Source organism: Marinobacter sp. DY40_1A1 (assembly GCF_016597815.1).
Classification (GTDB): domain Bacteria; phylum Pseudomonadota; class Gammaproteobacteria; order Pseudomonadales; family Oleiphilaceae; genus Marinobacter; species Marinobacter xiaoshiensis.
Map to the genome: position 1 here is coordinate 217,097 of NZ_VCHA01000002.1, position 19,753 is coordinate 236,849.

Sequence of the window (19,753 nt, forward strand, 5' to 3'; positions counted from 1 at the left end):
GGAATACATACAAGTAGCGAGGCCTTACATCATATATAATTTTTCCATGAAAAGTTTGTTCATCACTGCACTGGCTCTACTAACAGGCACCCTGGCTGGGTGTGCCACCGCATTCCATTCCAGTGAAAGCAACACAGGCGCGAGACCAGAAACCCTTTACGAGGCTCAGCTGGTAGACGCCAACAGTGGCACGCAGCTGAGCGTGGATGCGCTCGCTCAAAGGCTTGCCCATACGGATATAGTCGTTATTGGCGAGTACCACGGCCACCAGGCTGCCCATCTGCTGCAATCCCGGATTCAGGCAGCGCTTTATCGCCAGCATCCTCTGCAGGTGTTGTCCATGGAACAGTTCAACCTGGACAGCCAAGCTGCCGTTGATGCCTACCTCAGTGGCAAAACCGGCGAAACCGAGTTCATTGAAGACAGCGGAGCCTGGGATAATTACCGTGCTTCCTACCGCCCACTGGTGGAGTTTGCCCGGCAGCATGGCCTGCCCGTAGTGGCGGCTAACGCCCCCGCCGCTATTGTGCGTTGCGTCGGCCGTACAGGACCGGACTACCTGAACAAGCTGCCAGCCAACGAACGCGCACAGTTACCCAGCGATGCATTTTTGGACACCCCCGCCTACCGGGAAAAATTCAATGCGGCTATTAACAGCAGCCACAGCGCAGCAAACGACGCCATGAGCGAGCGAATGCACAACACCTATCAAGCCCAGTTGTTGCGCGACAACACCATGGCCAACCGTATACTGGAGGCCCGCAAAGCACACCCGAACGCACAGATAATTCACACCACCGGCACCTTCCACAGTGAAGAACATCTGGGAACCGTTGCACTTCTCAGCCAGCGGGCGCCAGATGTTTCAGTCGCGGTGATTTCACCGGTAGTATGGCCAGCGGATGCCGGCAAGATGCCTCTGCAGAAAAACCGGTTAAAAGGCGACTACCTCTACTTCATCCAGCCGTTGCCGCAGGAATTCCTTGATGAAGATCGCGAACACAAGGCGATGTCCGCAAGGTTCCGGCGCCCTAATATAGAAACTTGTGAGGGAGACACTTTATGAAAGTCATTGCTGCCCTGATCCTGGGTGTTAGCGCCATTATTTCAGCCTCGCTGATCAGCAGCGGCCTCACAGACCTGCGCACCGGTGATCGCTATGTCACCGTGAAAGGTGTGGCGGAACGGGAAGTGAATGCCGACCTGGCCTTGTGGCCGATTCGATTTGTGGCCACCGGGGCCAGCCTCAGCGAGGCCCAGGAAAAAGCCCGAAATAGCCGCAACGCCATCATGGCATTTCTGAAACTGCAGGCCATCGGTGACAACTCAGTGGAGTTGCAGCGCCTTGATGTAACCGACACCCGCGCCAACCCATACCAGGACAACAATAACGAACAGAAATTCATCGTCAGCCAGACTCTGATGGTGCGCAGCAATGACATTCAAAAGATTCGCCAGGCCGCACAGGGCGTGAGCGAACTGGTGGATTCCGGCGTGGTGCTGTCTTCAGACTACGGCCCAAGTGGCCCAACCTATCTGTTTAACGGCCTGAATGACATCAAGCCCGCCATGATTGCCGAAGCCACAGCATCCGCCCGCGAAGCCGCCAGCCAGTTTGCCGAAGATGCGAAAACCGAGCTGGGCGATCTTCGCAGGGCCAACCAGGGCGTATTCCAGATACTGGCCAGGGACCAGGCACCGGGAGTTTCTGAACAACAGCACCCGGTAAAGACCGTGCGGGTGGTTTCAACTGTTGAGTATTATTTGCGGTAGCCGGCTCGCGAACCAGCCAGAGGAACGCATGGCTCGGTGCTATTGCAATGATGAAGAGGTCACGCGATTACATAGCGGGAAAGCCTGGACACGCATAAGGCATTGTTATTAGATGTTATTTTTTGCAGCGGCCAGAAAGGGGCTGAATGAATTGTGGAAGTCACGTTTGTGCCGTAAAAGTTACTTCCACCTAACCACTGTTAGGGTAAAAAAACTCTTGCCTTTTGCTTAGAGTAAACTATAGTAACTATAGTTTCTCTGGAGTGAGAGGTTGTTATGTCAGCTAAGACCGTAAGTATTGAGTTGGATAAAGATGTATTCGAAGCGCTGCAGCGTTTGGCAAAACCATTTGTCGATACCCCGAGTAGCGTAATTAAGAGATTGATTGAGCAGGCCTTGAGACCTGATCAAGAGGAGGCAAGGCCAGAAGCACCACCCAGTGAAAAAGGGTTAGCGTCATTCCGCGGTGCCACGATTCCTTTCGGAAACCTTCGTGCAACGTACAAGCCGAGAGGTGGCAATAAAGCATTTAAATTTGATGCTAAAGTCACTTCAAAAGGTATTGAGTTTGACGGTGAAGTCTTTGATAACCCGTCCTCTGCCGGGATTCATGCAAAGAAGCTAGCTGGTGCGAAAGGTTCTGCCTCAAGCACAAACGGGTGGGAGTTTTGGGAGTATTATGACTCCGAAACCAACTCGTGGGTTCTGATCGACACATTTAGACGGCGGCAAAATGTCAACGAGCTCACGCTGAAGGATCTTGGACTGGAGTGAGACCCTAACCAGTCGCGTCACTCGGATGGCCTTTACGCCGCTTCGCTCTGTAAAGGCCACCGGTGCGCTCAGCGGTTAAATTGCCGAGTTGCCTATGAAAGACGATATTTCACAGAAAGCGACATCCGCATATCAAGTTATTGAGCTTATGAAGCAGCAGGCCTTAGACGAGGCAAAGCTTGATAAGAGGGCCAAGCAATCATCTATCAAACTTGAGTCTCTGCTTGATGAGCAGACCAAGCTGTTGAAGGAGGCGAATGAACGTGCTGCTTCAATGGAGAAAAGGGCAGAGGAGTCGGAGAAGGACGCAAGAGAGGCAAAGCGTCATGCAGTCTGGGCAAACATTATTGCGTTGGTTGCCTTGGCGATTACAGCATTTCAATACTTGTCTGGGAGCTAGCAAGTTTTAACACGTTGTTGTAGTTCGCTCCGGCCTATAGCCTCCACCGGACGCCCTTGTCAGGGCGCTGAACAAAAGCGTTATACGGTATGAAAATTTGGAGTAGATAATGAAATCTGATGGTGTTTCAGCTGCTTTTGCCTTAATACTCGATGAAATTGAGGCCGTTGAAGTCCAGTTAAATCGTGAAGGCGCGATTGCATTTGGCAAAAGTCAGTATGACGATGCTGCGGCCATCAGTAGCTCTGGGAAAAAGCTTGAAGAGTTTCGCTCCAAACTTGAAAAGCTTCATAGTGAGTGGAGCTCAGGAATTGACGTAAAAACTCGAGAAAGAGTGAAGATCGAGCCTGGATACTCGTTAAAGCCGCACTCAAAAGGAGCTCGTACAGCTCTCAGAGTGACTTTAGCTAATGGCTGTGTCATTCAGAGTAATACTGCAGCTCAGACAATGGCTGACACGATCGAATATTTTGGTGTGGAAAATGTTCGTGCTCTGCAGTTCACTGTGAACGGAATCGAGCTAGTGTCTACGTCTAAACACCCAAAATACGGGCAAACTCGCGTTGGCAATTTTTTCATTTGTACTCACAGCAACACTGAGAGCAAAAAAAAGATGCTGGAGCGTTTGGCTATCAAGCTCAATCGACCGCTCACAGTTGAGGTGGTGTGAAATACCGTATAACCAGTCGGACAACCGGACACCAAAAGCGCACCGCTTTTGGTTCCCTCCGCTGCGCTCCGGCGCCGATTACCTTCAGCGTTAGCACCTCATCCCCGACGGTTGTCGTTCACCTCGTCCGCAAGCCAAGCCTTAATCAGTGACTGATAGGGCATGTCTCGCTTGTTGGCTTCGATTTTGATCCGATTAAGCAACGTTTCGGGCAAACGGAGTGAGATAGTCTTGGTTGAAGGCTTCAGCTTCGGACTGGCTGACGCCATGCTTCTCCGCGTTTTTGCGGGAGTTGCCGTCAACAAGTGCTAACCAATGCATGCACGGCAACGCCCATTACATAGCGCCTTCGGCTCCATTCTATGGGCGCGCATGCTGCAAGCGTTAATAAATGTACAGAAGGAGATCCCCTCATGGGGCTGAAGGGAAGCTGTTTGTGCGGTGAGATAAGTTACGAAATAGACTCTGTGGATATGCCCATTGTGCATTGCCACTGCCAAACTTGTCTTAAAGCCCACGCTGCTCCATTTGCCTCTACGGCTGGCGTAAAGCGCGAGAATTTCCGCTGGCTGAAGGGTGCAAGTTCCATTTCAACGTTCGAGTCCTCGCCAGGGAAGTTGCGTCATTTTTGCAAATGCTGTGGGTCTCAGTTGGTGGCAGAGAGGCCGGCGCAAGCACAGAGAATGGCGTGACGACATTTAACCAGTCAATCAAGTTCGTTCCGGCCTGCGGCCTCCACCGGACGCCACTGACGTGGCGCCGCCAAGCTCAGCGCTAACGTTCACCCCTCGCGGCCAAAGTAACCCAGGATGCCTCTGCGTCCAGAAGGTATTGGTAGAGCCCCCGGATTGTGCTCTCATCGAACATCCTCATTTCCGGTGTTGAATGGCACTCCTTGAGTTCAGCCAGTTCTTCATCACTCAGTTGCTCCAGCATAACGTAACTGACTAATTGGCTATATTTTGTCGTTTCACCGGACATCTTTTCGAACTCGGCCTCATTATAGTATGAGTCCATCATTTCCCGGGTTCGCCCTAACATCGGGTACTTTTCCTTCATGTCCAGATTCATCAGCCAGAACATCTGCTTTGTGGTCTTCAGCCAGATTTCCGGATTGCGATATTGGCTCTGCAGAGGCTTCACTTTTTCCATTCGATCGGGGTCTGGCTCGGTAATGCCCAGCTCGAGGGGCACCAGTTTATCGCGAAAGACCTGTGCGCCCTGCCTGGTCAGTCGCTGGTATTGAGCGAAATGGTATTTTTTCATGGAATCACTGGTGAAGCATTCCATTAGGCCCGCCACATGCTTTTGTTCCAGAGATTTGGTGAATTCCTGCACCGAATAACTAAAAATCGCCTGAATATCGAGCTTACCGGCGAAGTCGCGGAAAATCCGTGCAAGCTTTTCGGTGGGTACTCCCCGGGCAGTCCGGTTGTTGGCCTCAGAAACGCTCAGGCGGAAAGATAATACTTTCAGGTCAAGTCGACTGGCTTCTACGAGCTTTTTTACGTCATCCGGTGAGACTTCTGCTCTGGCCAATGGCATGGTGACCAGTAACAACAGCACAACAAGGTACTTCATAACGACCGCAAGCACTGATTAACTCAGAGCACTCCTTTGCGTTTTTTGATAAAGCAGGGCCCAATGGTACCACCTGAATCTTAGGCAATGCGGAAGTGGCCAGCAAAACAAAGAGTCTGCGTGGGGGTTAGTATCGAGCTCATGAAACGCGACTCACTGTGTCTGAACCATCTCATCCGTCACCTTGTACTCACCCACTAGCCACCGCAGAATTTCAGTGGCTGCCGGGTGATCGTAGGCATCGTATGTGCGCAGCAGGCTTTGCCGCTTTTCCTCGCTGATTCGCCCCAGCCCTGCATCCTGAAGCACCAGCAAATCACTGTGAAGCTGCTCTGCCAATTCCCTGCCCAGCACTTCTTTGGCAGCGCTGAAAAACGCATGTCCGTACTGGTATTCAGAACCCTGACGATAAGAATCTGCCAGAGTTATGGCAGGAATTCTGGTTAACGTGGGCTGAAGCGCCGGGTTGATGCCATGGCCGGAAATATAGGCACCATTAGCCGCCGGGCGACCTGTAAACCCTCGCAGGTGAAGGTGCTGCGACATGCGGTCGCCGTCGTTTACCGGGTAGTTGTCCCAGAGCACGGGTTTGCGTCCGAGCTGTTCATTCACACGTTTGAGATGCCCAGGGGAGATTTCTCTGGAACAAACTTCCTCTCCTGTCCAGAAAACCTGGATGTCATGATGCAGCAGGCGGCCAAGGGTTTCCAGATAGCCGGGCGGGCGTTCACCGAACACCCGATCCAGCACCGGATCATCTGAATAGTAGCTGGGGCATATTGAGAGGATACGAGCCTGAGTGCGCTCCCGAATCCAGTGCATGATCTCTACTTGAGTTTCGGCAAGCCCCGGGGTGTCGGAGTGCATGTCGTCAAACAGTATGGCCAGTTCATCAATCCCGATACGGTCAAGCTGTTCGAGCTTCACGGCCAGTGCGCTGCGGGCGTCATCATCAAAGTTATTGAAGATTTCGAAGGGGCTCAGGCCAATACCAAACCGCAGGCCTTGTTTACGGCAAAACCGACCAAACTCCGCTAATTCTGAAACTATTTCCGGCGGGTGAGGCTCTTGCCAGCGCCGGCGCAGAAAGGCGTCGGCCTTGGGTGCATAAAGATAAAAGCAGTATCCATGGGGCGCAAGCGCGCGAACCAGCTGCTGTCGCTCTTGCCAGTTCCATACTGGCCCGTAAAAGCCTTCGATAATGCCAAGTGTTGTACCCATGGCGCTCTCCCTATCAGCTCGGTGTGTTAACACATGGTATACCTACCGCAAGCGAATGGTATATCTCATCCGTATTGTCGGCCGCAAAAGCAAGCTACTATAAAGCGAAATCCCGACGGAACCGGCTATGAATCCATCTCAGGCAAGGCTGGGCAGTCTTGATGCATTGCGTGGCCTCGCAGCTCTGGGGGTGGTGCTTTTTCATTACCTGCCCTATTACGACAAGCTCTTTGGCCATTCATTCGAGTTGCCGCAGCTGCTGACAGAGGCTCTGCTCTTTGGCCGTTACGGTGTGCACCTGTTCTTCATTCTCAGCGGCTTTGTCATCTTCATGACCCTTGAACGCACCCGCAATGCCGCCTGGTTTGGTTTGGCGAGGGCGGTGCGGCTGCTGCCAGCACTCTGGGCCGGCATTATTCTTACGTTCACCTCTGTGCATCTTCTTGGCCCCGAAAGCCGCGCGGTCAGTTTTGAAACCGCCTTGCTCAACGCAACCTTGCTGCATGAGTATTTTGGCGCCGAGCATGTGGATGGTGCTTACTGGAGCCTTGTCGTTGAGGTGACCTTCTACAGCTGGATGGCATTATTGTTTTATACCCTGCGGGACTGGTCACGGCTGCGCCTGGCCTTCTGGGTGTGGATGCTGGTGAGCTATGCAGGCGTGATCTGGTGGAAGCAGATACCTGAGGGCGTGGAGTTTCTGGTCAAGGACCTGATGTTTGTAAAATATGCCCCCCTGTTTATGGGCGGCATACTGATTTACCGCATTTACAAATACGGCCGGCCAGCGATAGCAGATACCGCATTGCTGGCGCTGGCGGTTTGCCACGGCCTGCTTGCCTACAAAATGCCCTACAGTTTTTTTGTACTGGGGTGTTTCACTGTGTTTGCTCTCGCTGTAGCCGGTCGCCTTAACTGGCTGGCAAACCGGCCCCTGCTGTGGCTGGGCAGCCTCTCCTACAGCCTCTATCTGGTGCACCAGAATATTGGATATGGGGTAATCAGCTGGAGCTACAACGCGGGCCTGCCGGGCTGGCTGGGCGTAATTCTCGCGCTCGCCACGGCATTTGTGCTTGCCTCGCTGATTCATTACACCGTTGAAAAGCCCACTCAGCGCCAGTTCCGTAGCTGGCGCCGTCGTTCTGAGGCCGTCAGAACTGCAGGCACAACAGCAAAAGCCGTCGAATAGGCTAACCTTTGATCACTGGATTGACTAAATACCCGACTGCCGGAGTTTGGCCATGGAAATAAAAACCTTTGAAGATCTGATTGACTGGACCCGCCAGCTGCACGCTCACCTGGCTAGGTGCCTGCACGATGCAGCAGAGAAACACAGCAATGAACGCGCAAGTGCGCTTATGGACTACGTTGCCAGCCACGAAACCCTGTTAGCCAAGGCGGTGGCAGAATTCGAAAAACAGGCTGACCCAAAAGTACTGAAAACGCGGCTTTATGACTATCAAACGCACAAGCCCTTTACCCCTGGCGCGGCCTGCGATCCTCGGCTTACGACCATGAGCTTTGATGACATAGCCAAAGAAGTTTTTACCTTTCACGATGAGATTATGGAGCTGTACAAAACACTCATTGGCAAGGCTGAAATCGAGGGCGCAAAGACACTGCTAGAGGATCTCCTGTCCCTGGAACAACACCACGCCATGCAGCTTTCCAGCCAGATTGGCAGGATGAACGACCTTTGAGGCCACTCTTCGGCCTACGACCTATGTCTTACCCAGGGTGATTTTTCGTTTTACTGGCGCAGGTTACTTGTTAATGTGAACCAGTTGAAAGACCTCTCAAAAGAAGGTCCAGCTCGATCCATAACAATGACAAAAGGACACAAGAGCAATGAAAATCCGTTCTGTTCTATCGGCAGCCGTGCTCGCCGTAGCTGCTACGTTCACCTCCGCACAAGCCTTTGCACAAGACACCTTCACCCTGAAAATGGCAGAAACCTGGGGCCCGAACTTCCCGATTTTTGGTGACACAACCAAGAACTTTGCGAAGTCCGTCGAAACCATGTCTAACGGACGCCTCAAGATTCGCATAGATTCCGCCAACAAGCACAAAGCACCTCTGGGCGTGTTTGATATGGTGAAAGCTGGCCAGTACGACATGGGCCACTCGGCTTCCTATTACTGGAAAGGCAAGGTTCCTGAGACCCTGTTCTTCACCAGCATGCCCTTTGGCATGAATGCTATGGAACAATATGCCTGGTTCTACCATGGTGGCGGCATGGAACTCATGCAGGAAGTTTACGGCGCCCACAACATGCTGTCTTTCCCCGGCGGCAACACAGGCGTTCAAATGGGTGGCTGGTTTCGCGAGGAAATCAAATCGCTGGACGACCTCAAAGGTCTGAAAATGCGTATCCCTGGCTTCGCCGGTGAAGTCTTCGCAGAAGTGGGCGTGAATCCCACCAACATTGCACCGGGGGAGCTTTACACCGCATTGGAGCGCAACACCATTGATGCGGTTGAGTGGGTAGGTCCGGCCCTGGATTTGCGCCTTGGCTTTCAGCAGATTGCCGATTACTACTACACCGGGTGGCACGAGCCAGCTACCGAACTGCAGTTCCTGATCAACAAGAAAGTGTGGGAAAAGCTGCCGGCTGATCTGAAGGAAATCCTGCGTGTTGCCATGCGCACCGCCTCTTACGACATGCTGGTTCTTTCCCAGCACGCCAATGCGGAAGCCTGGGCCAACATCAAGAAAGACTATCCCAACGTGCAGATCAAACAGTTCCCACAGGATATCTTCCAGGCCATGTACGATGCCAACAAGAAACTCCTGAAAGAAGCGTCTGCGAGCAACGAGCAAGCAGCCCGGATTGTGAAGTCGCAACAGGACTATCTGGCGCAAAGCCGTGCTTACACCGATATTTCTGAACGCGCCTACCTGAACACCATGGGCACAGTCGAGTAAGATAGCGCTTGAAAAGGAGCCGGGATCGCTCTGAAGGTGATCCCGGTTTTGTTGTTTATAGCAATAGCAGAATCGCCAACCCCCAGGCGGAGGATAGTGAATGCAGTGGATTATAAAGCTGGATGAGGGCCTGGCCCGCGTATCCATTTTTTGCGGCTGGATTGCCTGCGTCGCAATGCTGCTGATGGCAGGCAATGTGTTTTACGACGTTGTCGCCCGATACGCATTCAATGAAGTGTCCATTGGCATGCAAGAAATGGAATGGCACCTCTACTCAGTGGTGTTTCTGCTCGGCATCCCCTATGCACTGCGCACCGACGGCCACGTAAGGGTTGATGTGTTTTACACGCGCTGGAGCAACAAGGCCAAGGCTTGGGTAAACCTGACAGGCGCCCTGCTGTTCGTTGTGCCATTTGCCTGGCTGATAGGCATCTATGGGTATGATTTTGCACTGGACGCTTACACCATGGGCGAAGGCAGTGGTGATCCGGGGGGGTTGCCGTATCGCTGGGTGATCAAATCTGTAATCCCGCTCTCGGCGTTTTTTATCGCCATTGCCGGCCTGAATATGGCCACCTTTGCCCTGCGCGTAATGGCTGGCGACAAGCAGTACGATGTAGAGCACAGCGGAGGGGGCCTCGCATGATCGGCATGATTATGTTCCTCGTCGCCCTATTCATGCTGATGCTGGGCTTCCCTGTTGCCTTCACATTTGGCGGCGTTGCTTTGTTCTTCGGCGTATTTGCAGAAGGCATGGATCTGTTCGCCTTCATGCCTTATCGCATCATGAGCGTAATGCAGAATACGGTGTTGATGGCCGTACCCCTGTTTATATTCATGGGCGTTGTTCTGCAACGCACGCGCCTGGCAGAGCAGTTGTTAACATCCATGGGTCGCTTGTTTGGTGGCCTGCCCGGTGGCCTGGCCATTTCAACCATTCTTGTGGGTGCCCTGCTTGCAGCCTCTACCGGTGTTGTGGGTGCAAGCGTGGTGGCTATGGGGCTGATTTCTTTACCTGTCATGCTGGCCCACAAGTACGACAAACGCCTGGCAACCGGCACCATCTGTGCAGCGGGCACCTTGGGGCAGATAGTTCCCCCATCAATCATTCTGATTATTCTGGGCGACGTGCTTGGGCTCCCCGTAGGGGATCTGTTCAAGGCAGCCGTTGGGCCGGGCGTGGTTCTTATTGGCCTCTACATTGTCTACATTCTGGTGGTAACACGCTTCAAGCCGGAGACCGCCCCGGCTATGCCAAAAGACGACAGCGTGTCCCGTAAAAAGGAAATCATGAACGCTCTGTTGGCGATCATTCCGCCACTGGCATTGATTGTTATAGTGCTTGGCTCGATCTTTACTGGCATAGCGACACCCACAGAATCCTCCGCACTGGGCGGCATCGGCGCCATTATTCTGGCCATTATCTATCGTCAGTTCTCATTCCAGATGGTGTGGGACGCCTCGAAAGATACGGTTAAAGTAACCGCCATGGTGTTTGCCATCCTGATCGGTGCAACCGCCTTCTCAATGGTGTTCAGCTACACCGGTGGCGATTATCTGCTGGAGGAATGGATGCTGGCGCTTCCGGGCGAGAAGTGGGGCTTTATCATCCTCGCCATGCTGGTGATTATGATTCTGGGCTTTTTCATCGACTTTGTGGAAATCTCCTTCATCATCGTGCCTATTCTGGCGCCGGTAGCAGAAGCCCTGGGTATCAATATGCTCTGGTTTGCCATACTCATCGCCATGAACCTGCAAACCAGCTTCCTCACACCGCCTTTCGGGTTCTCCCTGTTCTATCTCAAAGGAGTTGCGCCGCCAGAAGTGCGAACGGTCGACATCTACAAAGGGGTCTTGCCGTTCATCCTCCTGCAGGTATTGGTACTGGCAATGATCGTGATATTCCCGGAGTGGTTTGGCATGAGTTCCTCTTACTGACACTGAACGCAGCCGGGTCGCCCGATCCGGCTGCAACTTCTCTCCCCGCACAGACCTGACAAACGCAAAACCTTTTCTATACTGAACAGACAATCAAACATTCTCAGACAAGTATTCGGGATTAGCCTTGGCGTAGAGCCGCCGGCCTGAACAGCAATGTTAAGGTAAAAGAGGAAAAGTCCGTGAACCAGAACAGTGCCCAAAAGAGCACCAAAAGGAGTGCTCAAGCCACTGGGCTTAACGAACACTCAAATCAACGCCATGTCCTCAACCTTCCTTTACAGAATACCCACGTAGAGCGCGCACCCCATACCCATGAGCGCTGGCTTGTCGCCAAGCTGATGCGTATGGCAGGGTCTCCCCCGATTCGCTTTCAGCTATGGAATAGCGATGTGATTGAGCCATCGGACCAGCCGGCCCGGTTTACCATAAGGCTTGCAGACCCGAAGGCGCTCTATGCTCTGGTTACCAACCCCAACCTGGCCTTTGGCGACCTTTACAGCGCGGGCCGACTGGATGTGGAAGGCGATCTGCCAGAGCTAATGGTTACTATCTATCAGGCTATCCACCAAGCCCGACAGAAATGGCCAAGATGGCTTGAAGCCTTATGGCGAAACCACACCCCCCGCTCAACAGGCCTGATGGAAGCTCGAGACAATATTCACCACCATTATGATCTGGGTAATGACTTCTATCAGCTCTGGCTGGATAAGGCCGAAATGCAGTACACCTGCGCCTACTACGAGCGGCCAGAACTGAGTTTGGAGCAGGCTCAACTGGCAAAGATGGAACATGTATGCAGAAAACTCAGGCTCAAACCGGGCATGACCGTGGTTGAAGCCGGCTGTGGCTGGGGTGGGCTTGCCCGCTACATGGCTCGAAACTATGGGGTAACCGTTCATGCCTACAACATTTCCAGGGAGCAGATCGCCTATGCTCGCGAACAGGCGCGCCAGCAAGGGCTGGAAAGCCAGATTGAGTACATTGAAGACGACTACAGAAACATCCGGGGACAATATGATGCGTTCGTTTCGGTGGGCATGCTGGAACACGTAGGCAAGGAGAACTACCTGGAGTTATCTGAACTGATAAAACGCACGCTCAGCCCCAATGGCATGGCGTTGCTTCACAGCATCGGTCGAAACACGCCCATGCTGATGAACGCCTGGATTGAAAAGCGCATTTTCCCCGGGGCCTATCCCCCGAGCATTGGCGAAATCATGGCGCTGTGTGAGCACAGCAGTTTTTCCGTACTCGATGTAGAAAACCTCCGCCTTCACTATGCCGAAACTCTCAGTGAGTGGCTGGAGCGCTTCAATACAGTCGAAGCAAACATCACTGACATGTACGACGAGCACTTCACCCGCGCCTGGCGAATGTATCTGGCCGGTTCCATTGCCGCCTTTCGGGCAGGTTCGCTGCAGCTTTTCCAGGTTGTATTCACCCACGGCGACAACCACCAGCTGCCCAAAACTCGACAGGACTTGTACCACTTCCCCGCTGCCCCCGAAAACGCTTGAGGTTACCGGCTATGGAATCCTATGACCTGATTATAATTGGTGCCGGCCCGGCGGGGTCGACTCTGGCCAAATCTCTGGAAAATAGTGGCAAGCGTATTCTGCTGATTGATAAGCAGGATTTCCCTCGGGACAAAACCTGCGCCGGCTGGGTAACCCCTGCAGTCATTGATGCCCTCGACATTGATTTGGCTGAGTACGGCAATGCCCGAACGCTTCAACCTATACGCCGTTTTCGAATTGGGATGATGGGGCAGCCGGCAGTGGAAAACGATCATGGCAGCACCATCAGCTATGGTATCCGGCGCTGTGAGTTTGACGATTATCTTCTGGCGAGAACCAGCGTGCCAAAGCAACTCGGCACACCCGTAAAAAGCATTGTTCGAAAGGATGATAACTGGCTGATCAATAACGCCTTCAGTGCCCCATTACTGGTGGGTGCCGGCGGGCACTTCTGCCCGGTTGCGAGGCTGATTGGTGATGGCCCGGGAGGCCATGAAACTGTCGTGGCCGCCAAGGAAATCGAATTCGAAATGACTCCGGAGCAGGCCAAAGCCTGCGAAGCCCGGGGAGACACACCCGAGCTCTGGTTTTGCAAAGACCTCAAAGGTTACGCCTGGGTATTTCGTAAGGGCAATTTTCTGAACATTGGCCTTGGGCGCGAGGATAATCACAAACTGACCGAACATTTACAGGATTTTGTCGAGACCATGAAAACAACGGGCAGGATTCCTTCCGACTTGCCCGGTCGCTTCAAGGGGCACGCTTATTTGCTTTATGATCATGCCGCACGAGCGCTGGTAGACGATGGTCTGCTCCTGATTGGCGATGCGGCTGGGCTTGCCTATACCCAAAGTGGTGAAGGGATTCGCCCAGCCATTGAGTCCGCATTGCTGGCAGCTGACGTTATCCGGCACGCACAGGATTTCTCTGCTACCACCTTGCAGGCCTATGGCGATGCCATAGCAGCGCGCTTTGGGCACCGACGATCTGTTACCGAGGAGGGTTTTCAGGTGCCGGACTGGATCAAAATGCCTCTGGCAGGCACTTTGATGCGTTCGCACTGGTTTACACGCAAGGTAGTGACTGAAAAGTGGTTCCTGCACCAGGAGCTACCAGCCTTGGCTGCAAACTCGTGATACTCGCACTGTAGGCGGGTATCAAAAGATCAGGCATAAAAAAGGCGGCCGATTGGCCGCCTCGTAACTGCTTCCTGAGTTTAGTGCCCCAGGTAACTGCGATACATCCAGACCGTTTTTTCCTGCTGGGATATGTAATCGCTCATCAGTGCCACTGTGCCTTCATCTTGAGCATCGCCCGCAAGATTCAGCAAATCCCGCTGTTTGCCAATCAGCTTGGCAAAGCTGTCGACGATATTGTTCATGGCCGTTTTGCCATCAGCAACGTCTTTCTGCTCCGGGATTTCGGAGCGCTCAATGTAGGTGCTGTATGCGTGGGAAGGACGGTGCCCAAGCGTAAGAACGCGCTCTGCAATTTCATCAATCTTGAGCAGAAGATCGTCGTACAACTCCTCAAATTTCACGTGCAACTCAAAAAAGTTATCGCCTTTGATATTCCAGTGATAACCGCGCACGTTCATATAAAAAATCTGGTAGTTGGACAGCAGATCATTAAGAGAGTCGGACAGTTTTACTGTTTTTTCTTTATCCAGACCAATAAAGTTCTTAGTCATCGTACATCTCCTTCGTGGCTGTTAATTCGAACCTGAAACCAATATAACCAAGGCTTCAGGTGTGCGTGAAGTTAACTTATCGCATACACGCCATAGCGGGAATCAATCCCCGGCAGAAAACCTAGACACCAGGGCCGCAATCGGTGCAATCACCCTCTGGAACCGGCCCAATGTTGAGGTTCCGATTCAGATCTCTGAGCGCCGTTCTAACTCCTTCTTCAATAACCGGGTGGTAAAACGGCATTTCCAGCATTTCACTGACCGTCAACCGCCGCTGTACCGACCAGGCCAAGAGGTGTGCAATGTGCTCGGCTGCCGGGCCAAACATCTCAGCCCCCATGAACAACCCACTGCCATGCTCGGCGTAGACTCGAAGCAGGCCTCGGTTCTTACCAATCACCCGACTCCGGCCCTGGTTTTCAAAGGACACTTCGCCAACTGCGAAGCAGCCTCCACAGCGCTTGTCCACCTCATTGATTGTTAAGCCCACACTGGCTATCTGGGGGTCGGTAAACACAACTGCAAGGGGCGTGCTTCGCTTACCGGCCCTTACCTCCGGGTAAGACGCTGCGTTATTTCCGGCAATTCGCCCTTCATCTGCGGCTTCGTGCAGCAGCGGCAAATTGTTGTTGGCATCCCCGGCAATAAAGATATGGCTCTGGCCGCAACGCAGTGTGTGCGCATCGAACAAAGGCATGCCCCTGTCATCCAGCTCTATATCCGCATTCTGTATATCCAGGTTATCTACGTTGGGTCTGCGGCCCGTGGCCGCGAGCAGGTACTCAAAGGTTTCGGTTTTCTCGCCCGCATCACCATTGCTAAATGTAACGGCCACTCCACCATCCACACGCTCGACCCGCTTCACGTCGCCATCCGGGTCCAGGGGAAACTCTTCATTGAAGCGTTTGAGCGCATACTCTCGGATACTGTCATCCTGAATCGGGCCCACAGCGCCGCCCACTCCAAACATGCGTACCCGAACACCCAGGCGACTGAGCGCCTGGCCCAACTCCAGCCCGATCACACCCGGCCCGAAAACCACCACAGACTCTGGCAAGTCCTGCCAATCGAAAATATCGTCATTTATCACCAGACGATCTTTTGCTTCTTTCAGAAAGCCCGGAATATTCGGGCGGGAACCGGTTGCGATGATAATGCGCTGAGCGCTAATTTCGATTTTGTTGTCTACGATGAGCCGGTTGGGCCCAGCAAAACGTGCGTGGCCCATAATCTTATGCTCCTCGGAGAACGCCTCCACTGTGCGAATAACCGAAGCAACAAAGCGGTCACGTTCCGAACGAACCCGCTCCATAACCTGCTTGCCATCCACTGAAATTTTGCCTGGGGATACTCCAAACTGGCCTGCGTGTGCCATCTGATATGCGCTGTCTGCAGCGGCCAGTAGCAGTTTACTCGGCATGCAACCCACTCGAGCACAGGTAGTGCCATACTGATCACCCTCAATTAGCACTACTTTATCAGTGACCTTTCGCACACGACTGTAGGCAACCATTCCCGCCGTACCTGCACCAATAATGGCAACGTCAACTTCTCGCTTTTCCATAAAACAGTCTCCAGACCGTTATTCCCGGGAGCCGGGAACGTGGGTGAAATTTCCTATCGTGATGACACCAGTATAGAAGCCGGAATTATTTTATTCGGTACGTGAAAAAACCGACGGCTGGATTTATGCTGACAGGCTTGCAAAGGTTCTGACACACTCTGATTCCCCACAAGCCTTTGCGCCAATGCCTGATACAGCCTAGTCCAGATACAAAGAACCCAGAGAGAAATTTGCGTATGAACAGTTACTGGCCGGAATTCTTTACTGTGGCACTCGTTCACCTGCTCGCTGTTGCAAGCCCGGGGCCGGATTTTGCTGTAATGCTGAGGCAGGCCCTGTGCCAGAGCCGGAGAAATGCGCTGCTCACCGCAGCCGGCATCGGGGTCGGTATTCTGGTGCACGTCAGCTATTCACTGCTGGGTATTGGCTTGATCATCCAGCAGTCGATCTTGTTGTTCACCATTCTCAAAATTGCAGGTGCGCTCTACCTCACCTGGATCGCTGTGCAGTGCCTGAGAGCCCAGGAAGGTGGGGTTTACGTGGACACAAAAAACAGCTCTCAACAGACAGGACTTGCTGCTCTGAGGCTTGGTTTTCTGACCAATGCCCTGAACCCAAAGGCTACGTTGTTCTTTGTCTCGCTATTCTCGGTGATCATAAGCCCAGGCACACCTGTTGCTGTGCAGGCTGGATACGGCGCTTATATGGCGCTGGCAACCGGGCTTTGGTTCACCCTGGTTGCTGTGTTTTTCACGCTGCCTGCCGTGCGCAAAAACTTTAACCGCTTTGGCCACTGGCTGGACCGGCTCATGGGCGGTGTGCTGCTGCTGTTAGCTGGCCAACTTTTGCTCTCTACAGTGAGCGGAGCAGAGCCTCCGTCTGATCCCAGCTCAGGCATGGGTCAGTAATAGAACAGCCATAACGCAGGTCGTCGCCATCATTTTGCCGGCCTGCCTCCAAAAAGCTTTCCAGCATCAGGCCCCGAATACCTGCAGAACCCGCATGCTTCTGGCGCATCACTTCACGGGCTACGTCGATCTGTCGCTCAGCCTGCTTACAGGCATTATCGTGACTGCAATCCACCATGATTGCGGCACACAGGCCGGCATCAGACAAACTCTTCGTGGCATGCTGAATGCTCTGTTCGTCATAATTGGTGATGCCACGGCCGCCACGCAACACAAGGTGAGTGTCCGGGTTGCCACGAGTGCTGACCATAACCGGTGTTCCGTGGCTGGATACGCCCAAGTGGTGATGCGGATGAGCACCAGACTGCATCGCGTTGATAGCCACGCTGATCCCGCCATCGGTACCATTCTTGAACCCGGCAGGCATGGGCAAGCCGCTAACCATTTCACGGTGAATCTGGGATTCAGTGGTGCGGGCTCCAATCGCCGTCCAGCTTACGAGATCGCCCAGGTAGTCCATGGCAAAGGGACTCAGCGCTTCTGTGGCAAGCGGCAATCCCATCTCGGCCAGATTCAGAAGCAGGCGGCGCGAGCGCAGCAAACCTTCGTTGAGGTCGCCCGATCCCGTGCGTTCGGGATCGTACAGCAACCCCTTCCAGCCTACTGTCGTTCTTGGCTTCTCCAGGTAGGCTCGCATCACAATCAGAAAACGGTCGCTGAGCGCATCGGCCAGAACTTTGAGTTTTTCACCATACTCCAGCGCGGCTACCTCATCGTGAACCGAGCAAGGTCCCACTACAATCAGCGTGCGCTCGTCTGAGCCGTGTAAAATATCCCGCACAGCTTGCCGGTGCCTGCCCACCTGCCGGGCAAGTCGCTCATCGACAGGCAGGCGCTGGCGCAGCTCAGCCGGCGTTGGTAATGCAGTTTCCTGCCGATGTGTTGCGGCGGCACTCTGCATCTGACGTTCCCCAACAGTGTTTAAAGGCATGTTCATGTCTGTGTTCCCGTTTCCTTGCTTCAGAATCAAAAAAGCCCCGGCTGGGCTACAGTCGGGGCTTTTTTGATTCCGACGGCAGCCTGGTTTTTCGCCGGGCTGCCATCCTCGTTGTTCGTTTTTTGAAGATGTTATGGGCGGCCCTGGCTCTGGCTATAATAAAAGCCATAACCAAACCACCAAAAAAATACAGCAGCGACTGCCGCCAACGGTTTTTGGCCGAAAGCTTGCAAAACATTCAATTGACAGATCGCTTGTGTCGTCTTCATGCTTATCAATATATACCCCGGGTTTTCAACTTGGCAACCCGTAAACCGGATTATTTAACAAACAAACCGGCTTTATCAGAAGGATGGGAACCAGCTATGGCACTGAAATCAAGGAATCTCAGCTTCCTGCTCCTTTTTATAACTGCGCTTGTACTTTTTTCCGGAGCTGGCACTGCACACGCTGAATCCCGGGCTTATCAGCTCAAAAACCGGCCCGCGACAGACGTTGCCAGCCAGGTAAGGGAGCTCTACCAGGGTGAGCCCATCTCTATTACCACCCGGGGCCAACAGCTGGTTATCCGCGGCGAACAGCAACTGCTGGATGAAATAGCAACCCTGATTGACACACTCGATGTGGCCCCTGCACAACTCCGAATCACTGTGCGGTCTACAGAAGATATTGGCGGCAAGCGCTCCGGCGCTGGTGTTACCTCAACACGCAACGAAATTGGCGTAACCGCAGAGCACAGGGTTACCAGCACCGGCGGCTCCCGGGAAAGAAGCCTTGTGGTTATGGATGGGCAGTCTGCTCATATCAGCTCAGGCCAGGTACGCACCCTGCCCTTCGCAGTGCGCGGTGGCCGAAACCCTGCCGCTATTTTGACCCAGGTAGAAACGCGCAGTGGGTTCGTGGTTAGCCCACAGGTGATTTCAGATCGCTCGGTGGAACTGAACATTGTGTCTTTCGAGGCCGACCCTGCCGAACTGAAGGGCTATGATACTCAAGCAGTTGTCACCATTCGCAGAGTAGAGCCTGGACAGTGGATTTCCCTTGGCAGCACGTCAACGGAATCTACCAGCAGGCAATCAGGCATTGCTTACAGCGTGAATAGTAGCCGGTCTGATAATCGCAGCTTTGAAGTCAAGGTCGACGTCATCCACTAACCTTCACTCCCTGGTACGCAGTAATACACTTTTGGCTTCGTTGATTTTTGCGGCCAGATAATCGCTCCCGCCGCGATCCGGGTGCAGCTTCTGTATGAGGCGGCGGTGCGCCAAAACAACATCCTCTTTTGAGCAAGCCGTTGTAACACCCAGTATTTCGCAGGCCTCTCGCTCTGTCATGCCATTACCGGGCGTTTGCCCGGCCCCGGCGTGATCTGCATTTGGCCCGACACTATCCTTTCCGGTAAACAGGCGATTAAGCGCCGGAAAGAAACGGGCAAGCTCGGGCAATTTACGCAGCAACGGGATCAGTGCTGCAACGGAGGCTGTCAGCACATGCACCCGGCCGGTTAAAACCATTACAAGCAGAAACACCCCGCCAACAATAAGTACGAGCTTCCAGGTTGCGGCTTTCTTCTTTTCCGCAGACAATCTGCCCCACTGTTTCAGAATTACAAAGACGGCTGCCGCCAGCGCAATTCCCAATATCCAATGCATGAATGATCCCTTGCCGCTAAAAGAACGTAATTCTGGCACCTAGTGTAACGACAATGTTCGCCAAAAGTACCTACAAACCGGTGACAACAGCACGCGGAATTTTGTAGCATGCTATGTTTTGTCGCGAATCAATCCTTCCC

21 protein-coding genes and 1 pseudogene are annotated in these 19,753 nt (G+C 53.3%); 15 read left to right on the top strand and 7 right to left on the bottom strand.

The annotated features are described in order from the left end of the window. The first annotated feature begins 46 nt into the window (after positions 1-46). The 5 genes from FFI61_RS06885 (at position 47) to FFI61_RS06905 (ending at position 3,617) form a co-directional block, all read left to right on the top strand. The gene (locus FFI61_RS06885) at positions 47-1,066 is read left to right on the top strand and encodes a ChaN family lipoprotein (protein WP_200369736.1); all 1,020 of its coding nucleotides are present in this window, start codon (positions 47-49) and stop codon (positions 1,064-1,066) included. Further along, positions 1,063-1,773 (top strand): SIMPL domain-containing protein, encoded by a 711-nt coding sequence (locus FFI61_RS06890; RefSeq protein ID WP_200202176.1) that lies wholly within the window; start codon positions 1,063-1,065, stop codon positions 1,771-1,773. The genes FFI61_RS06885 and FFI61_RS06890 overlap by 4 nt, the downstream gene beginning before the upstream one ends. A gap of 276 nt (positions 1,774-2,049) precedes the next feature. Continuing rightward, positions 2,050-2,547 (top strand): hypothetical protein, encoded by a 498-nt coding sequence (locus FFI61_RS06895; RefSeq protein WP_200369737.1) that lies wholly within the window; start codon positions 2,050-2,052, stop codon positions 2,545-2,547. A 94-nt stretch (positions 2,548-2,641) separates the two neighbouring features. Continuing rightward, on the top strand, positions 2,642-2,947 hold the full coding sequence (locus FFI61_RS06900; protein ID WP_200369738.1) for a hypothetical protein: 306 nt from the start codon (positions 2,642-2,644) through the stop codon (positions 2,945-2,947). Between the two features lie 109 nt (positions 2,948-3,056). Then, entirely contained in the window at positions 3,057-3,617 is a 561-nt protein-coding gene (locus tag FFI61_RS06905; RefSeq protein ID WP_200369739.1) for a hypothetical protein, read from the top strand. A gap of 98 nt (positions 3,618-3,715) precedes the next feature. Here FFI61_RS06905 and FFI61_RS06910 read toward each other — a convergent pair whose 3' ends face one another. Further along, complete coding sequence (locus tag FFI61_RS06910; protein WP_200369740.1) at positions 3,716-3,886, bottom strand: CopG family antitoxin; 171 nt, start codon at positions 3,884-3,886, stop codon at positions 3,716-3,718. Between the two features lie 144 nt (positions 3,887-4,030). Between FFI61_RS06910 and FFI61_RS06915 the strand changes: the two are divergent. Further along, a pseudogene (locus FFI61_RS06915) lies at positions 4,031-4,291 on the top strand (GFA family protein); the annotation flags it as partial. 100 nt (positions 4,292-4,391) lie between these two features. Here the strand turns inward: FFI61_RS06915 and FFI61_RS06920 are convergent. Both FFI61_RS06920 and FFI61_RS06925 read right to left on the bottom strand, forming a co-directional pair. Continuing rightward, on the bottom strand, positions 4,392-5,198 hold the full coding sequence (locus tag FFI61_RS06920) for a hypothetical protein (RefSeq protein WP_200369742.1): 807 nt from the start codon (positions 5,196-5,198) through the stop codon (positions 4,392-4,394). Positions 5,199-5,351: 153 nt separating this feature from the next. After that, entirely contained in the window at positions 5,352-6,419 is a 1,068-nt protein-coding gene (locus FFI61_RS06925; RefSeq protein ID WP_200369743.1) for a beta-N-acetylglucosaminidase domain-containing protein, read from the bottom strand. A gap of 127 nt (positions 6,420-6,546) precedes the next feature. Between FFI61_RS06925 and FFI61_RS06930 the strand changes: the two genes are divergently transcribed. The 7 genes from FFI61_RS06930 (at position 6,547) to FFI61_RS06960 (ending at position 13,938) form a co-directional block, all read left to right on the top strand. Then, positions 6,547-7,608, top strand: a complete 1,062-nt coding sequence (locus tag FFI61_RS06930) for an acyltransferase family protein (RefSeq protein WP_200369744.1) — start codon at positions 6,547-6,549, stop codon at positions 7,606-7,608. A gap of 52 nt (positions 7,609-7,660) precedes the next feature. Then, complete coding sequence (locus FFI61_RS06935; RefSeq protein ID WP_200369745.1) at positions 7,661-8,119, top strand: ATPase; 459 nt, start codon at positions 7,661-7,663, stop codon at positions 8,117-8,119. 148 nt (positions 8,120-8,267) lie between these two features. Further along, on the top strand, positions 8,268-9,344 hold the full coding sequence (locus FFI61_RS06940; RefSeq protein ID WP_200202188.1) for a TRAP transporter substrate-binding protein: 1,077 nt from the start codon (positions 8,268-8,270) through the stop codon (positions 9,342-9,344). A gap of 100 nt (positions 9,345-9,444) precedes the next feature. Continuing rightward, entirely contained in the window at positions 9,445-9,990 is a 546-nt protein-coding gene (locus FFI61_RS06945; RefSeq protein WP_200202189.1) for a TRAP transporter small permease subunit, read from the top strand. Next, entirely contained in the window at positions 9,987-11,282 is a 1,296-nt protein-coding gene (locus FFI61_RS06950) for a TRAP transporter large permease (protein ID WP_200369746.1), read from the top strand. The genes FFI61_RS06945 and FFI61_RS06950 overlap by 4 nt, the downstream gene beginning before the upstream one ends. Before the next feature lie 182 nt (positions 11,283-11,464). After that, positions 11,465-12,802, top strand: coding sequence for an SAM-dependent methyltransferase (locus FFI61_RS06955; RefSeq protein WP_200369747.1), 1,338 nt, complete (start codon positions 11,465-11,467; stop codon positions 12,800-12,802). Between the two features lie 11 nt (positions 12,803-12,813). Then, complete coding sequence (locus FFI61_RS06960; RefSeq protein WP_200369748.1) at positions 12,814-13,938, top strand: NAD(P)/FAD-dependent oxidoreductase; 1,125 nt, start codon at positions 12,814-12,816, stop codon at positions 13,936-13,938. Positions 13,939-14,018: 80 nt separating this feature from the next. On the opposite strand, the gene FFI61_RS06965 is transcribed toward FFI61_RS06960, so the two are convergent. Together FFI61_RS06965 and FFI61_RS06970 are read right to left on the bottom strand one after the other, a co-directional pair. Further along, positions 14,019-14,492: a Dps family protein gene (locus FFI61_RS06965; protein ID WP_200369749.1), complete on the bottom strand. Its 474-nt coding sequence runs from the start codon at positions 14,490-14,492 to the stop codon at positions 14,019-14,021. Between the two features lie 121 nt (positions 14,493-14,613). Beyond that, entirely contained in the window at positions 14,614-16,056 is a 1,443-nt protein-coding gene (locus tag FFI61_RS06970; RefSeq protein WP_200202194.1) for a dihydrolipoyl dehydrogenase, read from the bottom strand. Between the two features lie 236 nt (positions 16,057-16,292). Between FFI61_RS06970 and FFI61_RS06975 the strand changes: the two genes are divergently transcribed. Next, positions 16,293-16,964 carry a LysE family transporter gene (locus FFI61_RS06975; protein ID WP_200202195.1) on the top strand — a complete coding sequence of 224 codons (672 nt, stop codon included), beginning with the start codon at positions 16,293-16,295 and terminating at the stop codon, positions 16,962-16,964. Here FFI61_RS06975 and FFI61_RS06980 read toward each other — a convergent pair. Beyond that, on the bottom strand, positions 16,909-17,961 hold the full coding sequence (locus FFI61_RS06980) for a 3-deoxy-7-phosphoheptulonate synthase (protein ID WP_200369750.1): 1,053 nt from the start codon (positions 17,959-17,961) through the stop codon (positions 16,909-16,911). The two genes, FFI61_RS06975 and FFI61_RS06980, sit on opposite strands and share 56 nt — an antisense overlap. Before the next feature lie 365 nt (positions 17,962-18,326). Here FFI61_RS06980 and FFI61_RS06985 point away from each other — a divergent pair, with 365 nt between their 5' ends. Continuing rightward, the gene (locus FFI61_RS06985; protein WP_200369751.1) at positions 18,327-19,115 is read left to right on the top strand and encodes a secretin N-terminal domain-containing protein; all 789 of its coding nucleotides are present in this window, start codon (positions 18,327-18,329) and stop codon (positions 19,113-19,115) included. Between the two features lie 3 nt (positions 19,116-19,118). Here the strand turns inward: FFI61_RS06985 and FFI61_RS06990 are convergent, their stop codons facing one another. Continuing rightward, positions 19,119-19,613: a molecular chaperone DnaJ gene (locus FFI61_RS06990; protein WP_200202198.1), complete on the bottom strand. Its 495-nt coding sequence runs from the start codon at positions 19,611-19,613 to the stop codon at positions 19,119-19,121. Positions 19,614-19,753 lie beyond the last annotated feature (140 nt).